General features: G+C 47.7%; 14 protein-coding genes. All 14 read left to right on the top strand.

Going from position 1 to position 15,312, the window contains the following annotated elements; genetic code table 11:
• Window positions 1-250 precede the first annotated feature (250 nt).
• The 14 genes from ACU1JV_RS07665 to ACU1JV_RS07600 are packed head-to-tail and all read left to right on the top strand — an operon-like array spanning window position 251 to window position 14,798.
• The gene (locus ACU1JV_RS07665) at window positions 251-994 is read left to right on the top strand and encodes a YveK family protein (RefSeq protein WP_013369812.1); all 744 of its coding nucleotides are present in this window, start codon (window positions 251-253) and stop codon (window positions 992-994) included.
• On the top strand, window positions 978-1,616 hold the full coding sequence (locus ACU1JV_RS07660; protein WP_413985720.1) for a CpsD/CapB family tyrosine-protein kinase: 639 nt from the start codon (window positions 978-980) through the stop codon (window positions 1,614-1,616). The genes ACU1JV_RS07665 and ACU1JV_RS07660 overlap by 17 nt, the downstream gene beginning before the upstream one ends.
• Window positions 1,617-1,657: 41 nt before the next feature.
• Window positions 1,658-2,548: a UTP--glucose-1-phosphate uridylyltransferase GalU gene (gene galU, locus ACU1JV_RS07655; RefSeq protein WP_025364257.1), complete on the top strand. Its 891-nt coding sequence runs from the start codon at window positions 1,658-1,660 to the stop codon at window positions 2,546-2,548.
• Between the two features lie 16 nt (window positions 2,549-2,564).
• The gene (locus tag ACU1JV_RS07650; protein WP_013369815.1) at window positions 2,565-3,263 is read left to right on the top strand and encodes a sugar transferase; all 699 of its coding nucleotides are present in this window, start codon (window positions 2,565-2,567) and stop codon (window positions 3,261-3,263) included.
• On the top strand, window positions 3,263-4,198 hold the full coding sequence (locus tag ACU1JV_RS07645; protein WP_413985721.1) for a glycosyltransferase: 936 nt from the start codon (window positions 3,263-3,265) through the stop codon (window positions 4,196-4,198). Before ACU1JV_RS07650 ends, ACU1JV_RS07645 begins: the two co-directional genes overlap by 1 nt.
• Before the next feature lie 10 nt (window positions 4,199-4,208).
• Window positions 4,209-5,546, top strand: coding sequence for an O-antigen ligase family protein (locus ACU1JV_RS07640; RefSeq protein ID WP_413985722.1), 1,338 nt, complete (start codon window positions 4,209-4,211; stop codon window positions 5,544-5,546).
• 4 nt (window positions 5,547-5,550) lie between these two features.
• Window positions 5,551-6,321, top strand: a complete 771-nt coding sequence (locus ACU1JV_RS07635; RefSeq protein ID WP_014599532.1) for a WecB/TagA/CpsF family glycosyltransferase — start codon at window positions 5,551-5,553, stop codon at window positions 6,319-6,321.
• Window positions 6,322-6,326: 5 nt separating this feature from the next.
• Entirely contained in the window at window positions 6,327-7,769 is a 1,443-nt protein-coding gene (locus tag ACU1JV_RS07630) for an O-antigen ligase family protein (RefSeq protein WP_026065389.1), read from the top strand.
• 5 nt (window positions 7,770-7,774) lie between these two features.
• Window positions 7,775-9,154 carry a lipopolysaccharide biosynthesis protein gene (locus ACU1JV_RS07625; RefSeq protein ID WP_014599533.1) on the top strand — a complete coding sequence of 460 codons (1,380 nt, stop codon included), beginning with the start codon at window positions 7,775-7,777 and terminating at the stop codon, window positions 9,152-9,154.
• Window positions 9,155-9,176: 22 nt separating this feature from the next.
• On the top strand, window positions 9,177-10,016 hold the full coding sequence (locus tag ACU1JV_RS07620; RefSeq protein ID WP_013369821.1) for a glycosyltransferase family 2 protein: 840 nt from the start codon (window positions 9,177-9,179) through the stop codon (window positions 10,014-10,016).
• A complete protein-coding gene (locus tag ACU1JV_RS07615) occupies window positions 10,003-11,190 on the top strand; it encodes a glycosyltransferase family 4 protein (RefSeq protein WP_013369822.1) in 1,188 nt (395 codons plus the stop codon). The genes ACU1JV_RS07620 and ACU1JV_RS07615 overlap by 14 nt, the downstream gene beginning before the upstream one ends.
• A complete protein-coding gene (locus tag ACU1JV_RS07610; RefSeq protein ID WP_413985723.1) occupies window positions 11,187-12,335 on the top strand; it encodes a glycosyltransferase family 4 protein in 1,149 nt (382 codons plus the stop codon). Before ACU1JV_RS07615 ends, ACU1JV_RS07610 begins: the two co-directional genes overlap by 4 nt.
• A gap of 28 nt (window positions 12,336-12,363) precedes the next feature.
• Window positions 12,364-13,464 carry a glycosyltransferase gene (locus tag ACU1JV_RS07605; protein ID WP_013369824.1) on the top strand — a complete coding sequence of 367 codons (1,101 nt, stop codon included), beginning with the start codon at window positions 12,364-12,366 and terminating at the stop codon, window positions 13,462-13,464.
• A gap of 5 nt (window positions 13,465-13,469) precedes the next feature.
• Window positions 13,470-14,798 (top strand): UDP-glucose dehydrogenase family protein, encoded by a 1,329-nt coding sequence (locus tag ACU1JV_RS07600; protein WP_013369825.1) that lies wholly within the window; start codon window positions 13,470-13,472, stop codon window positions 14,796-14,798.
• Window positions 14,799-15,312: the final 514 nt, after the last annotated feature.

Genomic DNA, 15,312 nt, shown 5'->3' with positions numbered 1-15,312 from the left:
ATGCAAGTGGCATAGAGAAATCCTTAAAATCACCAACTTTGGTGGTTTTGAGGATTTTTTCATTTCTATTTACCATAATCGACAAAGTATGGTACAAAAGTATACCATGCCGTGTCCAAAAGTATACATCCCCCTTCCTCTGTAGTGAGGGAGAAAGTGCCGTTCGGTTCCATGTCGTCTATACAACGGATTGTTACAATTAGATCATACTTAAAATAAGAAGAGAAATTGTGTGGGAGGGAGGATTTTTGTGGAGAAAACCATTTTGGATTATCTAGTCCTAATCAAAAAAAGATTGTGGCTGATTGCGATTTTTGTCATTCTCTCATGCGTAACGACTTACATTGTGAGTGACAATGTCGTAAAGCCAGTCTACTCCGCTTCAAGCCAACTGCTGGTTAATCATATTTCCGCCAAGCAGGGGAGTAACAATCTGAATGACGTCAACACAAGTCTTAATTTGGTGGAAAGCTACAAGCAAATTCTCACTTCACCTAAAATTATGGACGCTGTGGTAGCGACTCATCCTGAGTTCAATTTGACGTCACAGAAATTGGCAGAGAAGCTGCAGATTAAATCCTCGGATAAAAGTCAGGTGATTGGCTTGACGTTTGAGGCAGGGAATTATCCTCAGGCCGCAGCGGTTGTAAACGCAGTAACCCAGAAATTCGTTCAGACGGTTCCTGGATTGATGGAATTAAATAATGTAAAAATTTTAAATGAAGCGGACCCGCAGGCCAATCCTGACCCGATTAATGGGAATCCGCTCATGAATATTGCGATTAGTTTTCTCGTATCGCTGATGATTGCGCTGGGCACGATTGTGTTCCTGGAAAGCATTAACGGCACGCTACGTACGGAAAAAGAAGCGGATGCAGACATCGGCATTCCTGTAATTGCATCGATTCCCGTCATTCGCAAGAAGGACATCGATGGAGTGGCCGGAAATTCCAAAGAACGGGTAGGGGAGCGTAAATATGCTGCGATTGAATGACATGTTGATTACAGAAAGTAATCCATCATCGTATATCTCGGAATCATTTCGATCCCTCCGTACATACATCCGGCAGCAGGTGATCGGGCAAAAGGACCGTGGGACGGTTCTTTTGTTAACCTCGCCGGAAAGCGGAGCGGGGAAAACAACAATGATCGCCAACATCGGAGTTTCCTTTGCTCAAGAAGGCAAGAAGGTGGCTCTGGTGGATTGCAATCTGCATAAACCAGCGCTGCACGAGATATTCGGAATGGAGAATACCGGAGGTCTATCGGCTTATTTGCGCGGTGGGGCTTCTTCCAAATCTATCGTTAGGCATGGTGGACTGGAGCTATCGGTTGTTCCTGGTGGGGACAGTCTGTATAACGCAGCAGATTTACTCGGTAGCGAACGTATGGCAGAGCTGATGGAAGAGCTTAAACGTGAATATGACATCATCTTACTTGATTCGGCGCCAGCGCTGAATTATACGGATGCTCGCCTGATTGCAGGCTTGACGGATGGTGTGATTCTCGTTGCCAAGCATGGCCGGACCAAACGGGAAGATCTACGCAAAACAAAGCAACTCATGGAGCAGGCTAGCGCGACGCTGGTTGGAATTGTGATGAATCAGGTGAAGTAAGCAACACCAAATTCAATGAAGCAAGGAGAATGAGTGCGATGATGAAAAAAGTGAAAAAGGCCATTATTCCAGCAGCAGGATTGGGAACGCGCTTCCTCCCTGCTACCAAAGCAATGCCTAAGGAAATGCTTCCGATTATCAATAAGCCTACGATTCAATATATCGTGGAAGAAGCGATTGCTTCTGGAATCGAGGACATTATTATCGTTACGGGTAAAGGTAAACGTGCCATTGAGGACCACTTTGACAACGCATTTGAGTTGGAATCAAAGCTGCTCGAGGACGGTAAGCTGAAGCTTCTGGAGGAAGTACAGCGTTCTTCGGGAGTGGAAATCCATTACATTCGCCAGAAAGAACCGAAAGGTCTGGGACATGCGGTGTGGTGCGCAAGACGCTTTATCGGGGACGAGCCATTTGGTGTGCTGTTGGGCGACGATATCGTAACAGGTCAAAAACCTTGCCTGCGCCAGCTGATGGATCAATATGAGGAAACACAAAATTCTGTGATTGGCGTGCAGCGGGTACCACAGGAATTCACGAACCGGTATGGCATCATTGAACCGGACCAACAGGACGGACGATTGTACCGAGTGAATAATTTTATTGAAAAACCGGCTCCAGGCACAGCCCCATCCGATCTGGCTATTATGGGTCGTTATGTGTTCTCACCAAAAATTTTCAAATATCTTGATCTTCAGGAAAAAGGAGCTGGCGGCGAAATTCAGTTGACGGATGCGATCCAAAAGCTGAATCAGAGTGAACGTGTATACGCCTATGACTTTGAAGGCACGCGTTATGACGTAGGTGAACGTCTTGGATATATTTTAACCACTCTTGAATTTGCACTTGCCAGCGATGATTTGAAGTATCCGGTTATGGAGGCCATGAATGAATGGCTGAAAAAGACCGAGAAAGCAACCACAGCGGGTTGAGAGGAGGTACGTCAGCATGAGCATGGAAAATTTACCGGAGGATGGCGAGGCTGTCATGTCAGGTAAAGCGTTTTACATGCCATACGGAAATACACAAATTCAGGATAAAACGTCCTACCTGGTCACAAAACGCCTCCTTGATATGCTGCTGTCTTTCGTGGGCTTAATCGTCTTGCTCCCGCTGTTTGCAGTGGTGGCCATTCTGATTAAGCTCGAAGACCCAAAGGGAAGTGTGTTTTTCAAGCAAACTCGGGTGGGCAAGAATGAGAAGTTATTCGATATGTATAAATTCCGTTCAATGGTGTCCAATGCCGAGGAACTGAAAAAGGACTTGATGGAGCTGAATGAAGTGAGCGGCGCCATGTTCAAAATTAAAAACGATCCTCGGATCACGAAAATTGGCAGTTTTCTACGCAAGACGAGTATTGATGAGATTCCGCAGCTGTGGAATGTGTTGGTGGGAGACATGACTTTAGTCGGTCCGCGCCCGCCGTTGCCCAGCGAGGTTGAGCAATACTCCGATTATGACAAGCAGCGTCTGATTGTAACGCCGGGATGTACGGGTTACTGGCAGGTGAGCGCACGTAACAGTGTAGGCTTCGAAGAAATGGTGCAAATGGATTTGAAGTATATTCATGTTCGCAATACGTGGCTCGATCTGAAAATCATCATGAAAACAGGCGTTAAAATGCTGTTCTCCAAGGATGCTTACTGATGGATGCATTTAAGCGATGTCCCGCAGTGTCCGTCGTTATTTGCACCTATAACCGGGCGGACCTGCTGGAGAAAACGTTGATGTCTCTACTGAAGCTGGAAGACCTTGCACTGGCTGAGATCATTGTGGTCGATAACCGATCCACCGATCACACTGCAGCGACGATCAAAAGATTCACCGTTGCGCATGGTCAGCATATTCATCTTCGGTATCATTATGAGCGCGAACAAGGACTGTCTGCCGCTCGTAATGCCGGCATTACGTTATCAAAAGCAGACGTCATTGCTTTTCTGGATGATGATGCAATTCCGTGTGTTACATGGCTGCAAACGATTATGTCGGCCTTTGGGAACAATCCCGAGCTGACGGCTATGGGTGGGAAAATTGATCCTAAGTTTGAGACGGAACGGCCGAACTGGTTGACAGGGCCGCTTGAACTGCCTTACACGATTATTGATCTGGGGAAATCCGTTCGTGAATATCCGGCGGGACTGAATCCATTTGGAGCGAATATGGCTATGCGCAAAACGGCTTTCGCCGCCGTCATGTTCCCGCTTCACCTGGGCAGAAAGGGAGATATCCTACTATCTGGTGAAGAATCGTGGGTATTCGAGCAAATCCGTAAAAATGGTGGAACGATTATGTATCATCCACACATGGCTGTAGAACATTTTGTTCCGGCTTCACGCTTAACGAGAGAATGGATTATGAATCGCTACTATTGTCAGGGTATGTCTAATGCTGCTCAGGCTGCAGGTCTGCGCGGCAACGCGATACTGATGGCGAAAGTGGCAGCCAAAGTGTTATACATCACGGTGGATTCCCTGCTGGCACGTACTGAGGGCAGGAAGCTGTTGAACCGGTGCAGGCTTGAAAATATCCGCGGAACGCTGGATACACTGCGCAACCGGAAAAGCGAGTCAGCTGCGGGGTGAAAGATTGAACATGAGTAACTATCCTTGGACTTCTAGAATAAACACCATACAGCATGTTTTTATTTTTCTACTAGGCGCTCTTGCTGTAGGAATTGCAGCTACCTATCAACCTGTGGTCAGTATTGCAGCGGTATGCTTACTGCTTTTGTTGGCTGTCTCTATCCATCATCCAGAGCGCATCAGCTATGCAGTTTTGCTAAGCACAGCGGTCTCGGTCGATTCTCTGTATCAGGGTGGCGTGTTCGGCATTGAGATATTGTCATTGTACAAATTGGGCATCTTGGCTCTGCTAGTGCCTTGCATGCTCGTATATGGCATTCGTCTCAAGTTCAGCTATCCAGTCTGGGCATTGGTGATCATGCTGGGGATTACATTTGGATTTTCAGCATGGCTGCCTTTGTTAACGACCTCGATTGCCGTCAAGGCGTTCGTGGGACTATCACTGCCCTTCTTTTTTTTACTGATCCAGTGGAAAAAGGATGTGGCGGAAAAGCATATTCGGTTGATCAGCCTGTTGCCGATTATTAGTGTGGTCATTGGATTAGGCTTGCAGGTTTTAGGGTTGCATTCATTTACGGATGTGGAATTTACGGGCGCAGTCAGAGTACAAGGAGCGAATATACCGCCGCATTTGGCAATGCTCTCCTTTCTCGGAATTGCCGTCTCGCTGATTGAGGTCAAGCGCAAACCTAGGCAAGCTGCCTTTTATTACACGGTGTTGGCACTGAACTTTTTAATCCTGATCGCCACCGGTACACGTGGGCCGATTCTGGCATTGTTATTAATGTTTGCTGTGTATCTGTTTGATATTGCCCATCAATACCTCAAGGGAAAAGTCAATTATTTGCTACCGCTGGCCGGATCGTTTTTGGTTGCTCTGGGGGCGGTGGCCCTGCAATGGAACAATTTAAAAAAACGCTCCTTCGAACGGGAGACCGACACAGGCATTGACCTATCGGGACGCTCGGAGGCATGGGAATATTTTTTGAACAGAGTACATGATTACCCTTGGTCAGGCAGAGGACTTGGCGCGGTAACGGTTGCGAACGACGGGACGTTATTCAATGGTTTTGTTGTACCGCATAACGAGTATATACGCTTTTATTTTGATACCGGATATATCGGTTGCGGGCTCTTAATGCTTTCATTACTGATCGTGTTCGCTCTTATTTACCGGTCACTTGCCAAGTCTATTAAACCTTATTTTGCAACTTTAATTGCAGGTTTTTTGATCTACTCGTTTTCAGATAATACGTTGTCGACGGTTCAGATGATTATTCCGTTTTGCTGGTATTTGAATGCATTATACCAAACATCTACTCAAACCGATTTTCGCAAAGAGAAGTGATACGATGAGCAGAGTGAACATGTTCGATGTCAACTTTGATAATTACGATTTTAATGATCTACTCGAATTTATAGATACTTCTATTGAGCATCAGCGTCATTCCTACATTTTGACCTGTAATGTCGATCATGTGATCAAGCTTCGCAAGGATGATGAATTCCGCAAGGTATATTCGGATGCCGGAGCTGTAGTGGCCGATGGAATGCCTATCATTTGGGCGTCTAAGTTACTGAAAAAGCCCCTCAAACAAAAGGTGTCAGGCTCCGATTTGTTCACCCGGCTGGGAGAGGCATTTGAGGATCGAGGCTATCGTTTATTTTTTCTGGGTGCAGCTGACGGTATTCCTGAGAAGGCTATGCTTAATCTCCAGGAATCCTATCCAAACATGAATGTGGTGGGCTGCTATTCTCCTTCTTATGGCTTTGAGAAAAACGAAGAGGAGAACAGATACATTATCCAGTTGCTTCAAGAGGCTCGCCCAGACATCGTTTTTGTAGGTGTAGGAGCACCGAAGCAGGAAAAATGGATTTACAGATATTATGAGACTTACCGCGCTCCAGTTTCGATTGGGGTGGGAGCGACCTTTGATTTCCTGTCGGGGAATGTAAAGAGAGCACCGGAGCTGATGCAGAAGACAGGATTTGAATGGTTTTGGAGGTTGTCTCAGGAGCCTAAACGATTGTGGAAAAGATATTTGATTGAGGATTCCCAGTTCCTCGTTCTGCTGTTTAAAGAGATGTTCAAGCGGAAGCGGATGAAGGGAGGCCAGGGGTGAGAAACATGAGTCGGTTGGCAGATCAGCAGATTTCCTTCTGGCTAGGAAGCCGGCGTGGAATCGGCATGATTGGTATGGGGGTGCTGGCTTGTATGCTGCCACTCGCCATTGGATTTGTCAGCGCCAAGATGAATCCCACCACGAGCCAGCAGGGAGCCATATTGCTGGCGATCGTTTTTCCGGCCTTCCTGCTGGCGATCTTGCAATCACGGTTACTGATTTCTTACACACTGGTGGTGTGGGCAGTAGGCCCGGAAATCCGCCGCATTGCAGATTGGTTGGAGGGAACGTATCACTCGGTTTCCTTGTTGAGCGTGGCGCCGCTGCTGGTAAGCAGCATGCTGATCATTCCTGTGCTGCGGGGTATTCATCTGGCGGAAAAGCCATTAACCCGAATTGCTGTATTTTTCGGCATAGAATTGGCCTACGGAAGTGTGGTCGGGTTATTCAAAAATGGTATTGTTTTTGCTTATGATTTGGCCAATTATGTGGTTCCATTGCTTCTATTGCCTTATCTTGCGATTAAGCCAATGAAAGCAAAGGAGCTGGACCGACTGCTGTATTCATACGCCAACATTGCTGTTCTTGTAGCGATATACGGCATTATTCAGTACTTGACGGTGCCTCCTTGGGATGCATTTTGGATGAATCATGTGGAAATGAATTCCATTGGGGTGCCAGAACCGCTTCAAATTAGAGTGTTTTCTTCCATGAACTCGCCCGGCCCATGCGCTATCTTCCTGGCAATGGCACTTGTACCGATGCTGATGGAGAAACGGTGGCGAGGCACTTTGGGATGGATTGGAGTCCTGCTAACAGTTGTTTGTCTCTTGGTCACGCTCGTACGTTCAGCCTGGCTGATTGCATTCGTCATGTTGCTGGCTTACATTCTCAGCTCATCCTCCAAAGGAAAGTGGAAGACCCTGTTTCAACTTGCTATCGTCGGCCTTCTTCTTTACATCATCGTTCCAAAACTTCCGGGGGCAGAAGGTTTGGTGGCTCGCATGCAGACGTTGACAGATATTCAACAGGATCATTCGTACAATGAACGTTTGGATCTACTGCATACAATGCTTCCGGCGATTACTAGCAATCCGGTCGGGCAGGGGATCGGGAGTGTAGGAATCGGAACCAAGCTTGATAACGGCGGCGATCTCGGTGAACTTGGGATTATGGATAATGGATATATTGCCATTTTCCTCACCTTCGGTATTTGCGGAGCATTCTTTTTCTTCGGTGGTCTGTTCGTTATCATCAAGCGCCTTCTCGTCCGTATTGCCGAACGGAATTCCAGTCAGCCTTATATCAGACTGGCGTTGGCTACATGGGCCGGAGCTGTAGCCAGTCTCATATCGGATAATGGTTTCCCCGGTATGCGCGGCTATTTGATCTGGATGATGATCGGAATAGGACTATGGGCAAAAGATGTCATCGCGGAAAGAAGGTAAAGGCTGTGCAAAACTTACAAGCATTATCCGCACCTGTCCGGACACTATGGTCCACGGTGATTCGGTTTGCCAAAAGCAAGGATAACAGCTCTGCAGCAGTAAAAACGATGATATTCAGTATGCTGATTCTCGTTGTGAATATGCTGACTGGTGTGCTGACGGCACGATTCTTGGGTCCTACTGGACGCGGGGAACAGACAGCGATGGTGAACTGGTCCCAATTTCTTGCCTTCTGCATGAGCTTCGGTGTTCCATCTGCATTGATTTACAATGCCAAAAGGAAACCTGAGGAAACGGGGAAGCTGTATGGTCTGGCCTTGCTGCTGGCTACGGTGTTCGGGGGGATGGCGACACTCATCGGAGTATTTCTAATTCCTTATTGGCTGCGCTCTTTTTCTTCATCGGTCATACTTTTCGCGCAGTGCTCCATGATGATGTGTCCACTCATAGCGATTTCACAGATCAATAATGCATTGCTTCAGGTTCGCTCGGAATATAAACAGTACAATTTATTTCGGTACCTGGTACCACTAAGTACGCTGCTTGGACTGGCGATTCTGATCCTGACGGGGACGATGAATCCGTACACCTCAGCATTGGCCTACTTACTGCCAGGCTTGCCAATCTATATTGGTGTAACGATACGAATGATTCGGCTGTACAAACCAAAGGTGAAGAACAGCTGGACGCAATTTAAAAATCTCTTTACCTACGGTATGGGTTCATACGGGAATGATCTCATGGGGCAGGTTTCCACTTACATTGACCAGATTTTGATTGCGGGTCTGCTCAGACCTGCAGATCTCGGTTTATATGCGGTAGCGGTCAGCCTGGCCCGGATGGTGAATGTATTTTCAACTTCGATCATTGTCGTGCTGTTTCCCAAAGCCTCCGGGCTGGATAAGGAAGAGGCGGTGGCCATAACATTTCGGGCATTTCGAGTGACTTCAACGGCAACCTTTTTGGCTGCGGTGATGTTAATGCTGGTTGCTCCGTTCGTATTCACATTGTTATATGGTCAAGAGTTTAAACAAGCGCTTACGGTATTCCGGTTTCTGGTGCTTGAGGTTGCTATCAGTGGAGGTACCATGGTGCTGGCACAACAATTTATGGCGTTGGGTAAGCCCAAACTGGTTACCATTCTACAGGGTGTCGGATTGGCGCTCGTCATTCCATTGCTGTCCATACTCGTGCCGAGATATGGATTGACGGGTGCAGGGATAGCAATGCTGTCTTCGGGGATTTTACGGTTCGTTTTCATTTTATGTAATGTTAAGTTCGTTCTGAAAATGAAAATTCCAAGACTGGTTATTTCCAAACAAGATTTTCAATGGCTCCGATCAACGATGTCACACTACATCCGGAAAAAGCCAGTTAACGGTTAGATAAAGAAGGAGGCACCCGCTAATGAACCACATGTCTAGCGTTCCCGCGGACAACCGGATATCCGTAGTTATTATCGCTCAGGATGATGGCATTCGAATTACTGCTGCCATTAAATCCTGCCAGCCCTTTGCGGACGATATCGTCGTCATTGACGGAGGGAGCAAGGACAATACGATTCAGGTAGCTGAATCATTGGGCTGTCGGGTGTTTTCCAACCCATGGCCCGGTTATGCCAAACAGCGCATGTTTGGTGTTGATAAAGCGGAATTTGATTGGATTTTCCTGATTGATACAGACGAAGTAGTGGATGCAGAGTTGCTTGGTGACTTATTGAAAGTAAAGGAAACGCTCCACGATCCGGCCAAAGCATATTCCGTATTTCGCATTGGCGATTTTCTCGGCAAATGGATGAACAAAGGCGAGTATTTGGTTCGTTTGTACAATCGGCGAATTTATGGCATTACGAATAGTCTTGTTCATGAAATGCCAGATGTAGCCTCTTCTCAGATCATCAATCTGGAGGGCGTGTTATGGCACTATGGATTCCGCAGCATCAGTGATCATATGACCCGTTTTAACAAATATACAGATCTGGAAGCAGAGACGGCATTTAACAAAGGAAGATCCTTTCGAATTACCAGACTGTTGTGGAGGCCCCCCGCCCGCTTTGTACAGAAGTATTTTGTTCAAGGCTTATACCGCAAGGGGTTAGCGGGTTTTGCTGTAGCCGTTTTCTGGGTGATGTATGAGTTTCTCGTCTGTTTCAAGCATTATGAGTTAACCAAGCGGCGAAAAAAGATAGAAGTCGTGGATGGCGGACAGACCGAGCAGAAAGGAGAAACCAGCTATGTCGTACAATAACGGATTTCGTATCGCGGCAACGGGGTTGAGCTGGCCGTCCTTACAGCCAGGAGGTCTCAACACATATTTCAAATCCATCTGTGAGCAGCTTACGCTAGAGCGCAATACGCTGGATGCTCTAATTTGTAGTGATGAGCAGCCTCAGGCGCCTGAACGTATTCGTATTCATTCGATTGGCAGCAAGCAGCAATCCATCTGGAAGCGCCGAGAGCTGATGCAAAAATATGCAGCAGAACTGTTCGACAAGCAACCGATCGATGTGCTGTATTCCCATTTTGCTCCCTATAGTGTCGGACCGGCACTGGAGGCGAAAAAAAGAGGAATCCCTGTCGTTACCACCTTCCACGGACCGTGGACGGAGGAAATGAAGATTGAAGGACAGGGAATTAAGCATTTTCTTAAAACGACGTTGGCCAAATCCATTGAAATGAAAGCTTATGGTCTGGCGGATAAATTTATAGTGCTAAGCGAGACTTTTCGGGATATTTTGCACGAGCACTATAAAGTACCACTTAGCAAAATTCATATTATTCCTGGTGCGGCGAATGTAGAAAGGTTTCATCCGGCAGAGGATCAGGAGGCCGTACGTAAGCGGCTGAATTTGCCGCAAAATGCGACGATTGTGCTAACCGTTCGTCGTCTTGTTAATCGCATGGGACTGCTACAGCTGCTCGAAGCATGGCGGCGAGTAACCGAGCGACACCCTGATCATCTGCTGCTGATTGGTGGAAAGGGGCCCTTGATGGAGGAATTGGCTTCCAAGGTGGCGGAATACAATCTTCATAACCATGTAAGGTTGCTTGGTTATGTGTCGGATGAGGAGCTGCCCCTGTACCATCAAGCCTCGAACTTGTTTGTTGTGCCAACACAGGCACTAGAGGGTTTCGGTCTGATCACAGTTGAGGCGATGGCCTCGGGCCTACCGGTGCTGGCCACTCCTGTAGGCGGCAACAAGGAAATCTTAAGAGGATTCCGTCCTGAGCTATTGTTCCAGGGGACGGACAGTGAAGCTATTGCTGCAGGGTTGCTGCGTGTGCTGGATCATCGTGAACTTCTACCGAATGCACGGGAATGCCGGGACCATGTCCTGAGCAGATATACATGGGGACATGTAGCGGAACAGGTAGAAGAGGTGTTCCGACAGGTCCTTGACAGAAAGGCGGCGGCGAAATGATGAGAGTAGCTTATATTGACCATACGGCAAGATGGAGCGGCGGCGAAGTTGCTTTGTATAACATACTGACGAATATCGGGGAACATATCGACCCGCTCGTTATTTTGGCGGAGGAGGGCGATTTGGCGGATCGGCTTCGGCAGCGTGATATTGATGTGCGCATTGTTCCACTAGATGATTCGATTCGTAATCGGGGACGAAATGCCGTCAATCTGGGTGCGCCTGCAGCAGCTTTTCGCTTGCTGGCTTACGGCAGGAAACTCGCACCATTGTTGCGCGAGGAAAAAGTCGTGTGTGTGCACACGAACTCACTCAAATCTGCACTGTATGGTGCAGTAGCCGCCAAATCGGCGAAGCTGCCGTTGATATGGCATATCCGTGACCACATCGGTCCGCCGTATCTGAAGCCGATTGTAGCCAAAGGGATTCGGCTCATGTCCCGCTTTTTGCCTAACGGTGTGATTGCCAATTCCAAATCCACGCTGAGTGCATTGGAATTACCCCCGGACAAAAAGACGCTCGTCGTCTACTCCGCTTTTGCCAAAGCGATTACGGCTCGTGATTCGGCTGCGCAATTGCGTAGCGATGACTCGTTTAACGTTGTTTTGGTCGGCAGATTGGCGGAATGGAAAGGACAACATATTTTACTGGAAGCGGCACGTTCTTTTTTACCAGATCAGCGTGTGAAATTCTGGCTGGCTGGAGATGCGTTGTTCGGAGAAGAGGAATATAAACAACGATTGGAATCCACGATGCGCGAATATGGGTTGACCAACGTCAATCTGATGGGACACGTCGACGACATTCAGGGTCTGATGCAGCGCTGTGATCTGCTCATTCATACTTCCATTACACCGGAACCATTCGGTCAGGTCATTATTGAGGGCATGGCTGCAGGTTTGCCAGTGATCGCTTCAAACGAAGGTGGTCCCAAGGAAACGGTGGTACCCAATGAAACCGGGCTGCTCATTGAACCGGGAGACCCTGCCAAGCTGGAAGAAGCCATCCGCTGGATGCTGGAGCATCCACAGGAACGTCAGCAGATGGGTGAGAGAGGGATGGAACGGGTCAAGAAGCATTTTGTCATCGAGAACACTGTTAAGGATATAGTTCATTACTATAAGGGTTTGTTGGCAGGAGTCTGACCGACATTCGCGTTAAAGGATGATTCAGATGAAAATAGCGATAGCACATGATTACTTAATCCAAATGGGCGGAGCGGAAAGGGTAGTAGAGGTATTCCATGATATGTATCCGGAGGCTCCCATCTTCACAACGGTGTTCAGCGACGAGCGTCTGTCGCGCAACTTGAAGGATGCGGATATTAGAGCCACTTGGCTACAAAACATCCCAGGAGTGAAGGCCAACTTCAAAGGAGTGCTGCCGCTGTATCCCATCGCTATCCGTGATTTTGATTTTAGGGATTTCGACATTGTTTTAAGCTCTAGCAGCGCATTTATGAAAAGCATCCAGGTACCCAAACATACGTTTCACATTTGTTACTGTCACACACCGATGCGGTTTGCCTGGGATTACGATACATATATGGCCCGGCAGTCCAAATCCAACCTGCTCAAAAATATGCTAAAGCTGTACATGAACAGGCTGAAAACATGGGATGCCAAAACTTCTCGCAACGTAGACCAGTTTGTCGCCAATTCTTCCGTCGTTAAGCGGAGAATTCTGCACTATTACCAACGGGAGGCAGATGTTATTTTTCCTCCTATCAATACATCCCGTTTTAAACGTGCTACAAGCATCGGTGACTATTATCTGATCGTATCTCGTTTGGTGTCCTACAAGCGCATTGATCTCGCGATTGAGGCATTCAAACGTAACGGTCTTAAGCTACGCATCGTTGGCGAAGGACCGGATCGTAAACGACTCGAAGCCATGGCTGCCCCGAACATTGAGTTCCTCGGCAGGCTTGAAGACGAAGAGGTTAACAAGCTGATGGCCGAATGCCGGGCACTTGTCTTTCCGGGGGAAGAGGACTTCGGTATTACGCCTTTGGAGGCGAATGCGGCCGGACGGCCAGTTATCGCTTTTCAGGGTGGGGGAGCGCTGGATACGATTGTTCCTCATGTGAACGGCGTATTTTTCCGCAAGCATCAAGTAGACGATGTGCTGGAGGCCGTCGCAAAGGTTGAGCAACATGCATGGAATGTGGACGATATCATTACCCATGCCCGCAAATTTGATGAAGATAACTTCAAGGATCAATTGAAAAAGTATGTAGAACAAGCCTATGTGAACTTTCTAAAAGGAGGATGAACGGAATGAAACTGGCTGTAATCGGTACTGGATACGTTGGACTCGTCTCAGGTGTATGTTTTGCGCAAAAAGGTAATGAGGTAATTTGTGTCGATCTGGAGCAGTACAAAATCGATATGTTGAACCGTGCGGAATCTCCGATTTATGAACCAGGTATTGAGGAATTGATCGCGTTGAATCTGGAAGCTGGTCGTTTAGAGTTCACCTCGGATTTGGCCGATGCGGTACGTCGCTCGGATATCGTCATTTTAGCGGTAGGTACGCCTTCACTGGCTAACGGCGAGGCGAATTTGTCCTACATTGAACAGGCGGCCGCCGATGTCGGGAAAGCCATGAACGGGTACAAGATTATTATGACTAAGAGTACCGTACCTGTCGGAACGAACGAAAAGATTAAGGACGTAGTCGCTCGTCATACGAGTTTGTCTTTTGATATTGTATCCGCGCCGGAGTTCCTGAGAGAAGGCTCAGCCATCAATGATACGCTTCATCCAGATCGCGTCATTATTGGTTTGGACAATACAGGTTTGCGTGAAACAATGGTCACTCTGCATCAGGTATTCACGGATAAAATCTATGTGACGGATATCCGCAGTGCTGAAATGATCAAATATGCCTCCAATGCGTTCCTGGCAACTAAAATTTCGTTTATTAACGAGATTGCTAATATTTGTGAAAAGGTTGGCGCGGACGTTACCTGTGTGGCTGAAGGTATGGGCATGGACAAACGGATTGGTTCCTCTTTCCTGCAAGCAGGGATCGGATATGGAGGCTCTTGCTTCCCGAAAGATACGAATGCGCTCATCCAAATTGCGGGTAATGTAGACTATGAATTTAAGTTGTTAAAATCGGTGGTAGAGGTAAATACCGACCAGCGCTTTATGATTGTATCCAAGCTGCGTGAATCGCTGGGTCAGCTAAACGGCGTATCGATTGGCATTTGGGGCCTCGCCTTCAAGCCCAATACAGATGATATCCGCGAAGCTCCAGCACTGGAAATCGTAGAAACGCTCATTCAGGCAGGTGCTATTGTCAAGCTGTATGATCCCATTGCGATGGATAAATTCAAGGAGCGCGTGGATCACCCGAATATTATATGGTGCTCCTCCCCGCAGCAAGCCGCCGAAAGAAGCGATGCTGTGTGCCTGCTGACGGATTGGGAAGAGTTCAAAGAAGTTGATCTCGTGCAATTGGGCTCCATTCTACACAAGCCAGTTCTGATTGATGGTCGCAACGTATTCACCGAGGAACAGATCCAAGGCTCTGGGCTGGAATACTACTCCGTGGGTCGTCCGCGGATGAGTGGGTGGAACAGAGATAAAGTGGAAGTTTAAAAAGTGACCGAATAAAAAGTGGCTGTGGCAGTGTGGGAGGCGCTAAAGGCGCTGCGCGTGCAGATTGTTCTTCCGATTACTGTTACCCCCGGATTTTCTGGATTGTATTAAACATTCCAAGGTTAAAATCCGGGGATAAAGGCAAACGCTGACGCTTCTTCAGAACAATTCTGCCCGCTCCGCTGCTTTTGCCGCACCAAGTCACGATGTTTAATCTCCCACCTTATGGGATGGGAGTAGAAAGGGCGTATCAGAAGGAGCGGCATAGTTGAGCCGCTCCTTCCGATTAAGACGTCATTGCGGTTGTCGCAGCAATCTTGGCAAGGCGTTACGAAACCTCGATTACTAGAAGCTTGCAAGCACAGCGGGCAAGGCCCGAAAGAGTGAGATTTTTACAGGCTGACCGGACTTAATAATGTCCGGTCGTGCCTTTTGCACCACAAGGTATGATCGATATGATGCATATTTGAGTAGCGAAGGGTTGGATTTGAATCTGGAGAAGCGATAGCGTTCG

This window comes from Paenibacillus sp. T2-29, from assembly GCF_052921365.1.
Note: the sequence above shows the minus strand (reverse complement) of the source record. Positions and strands in the feature narration are given on the sequence as shown.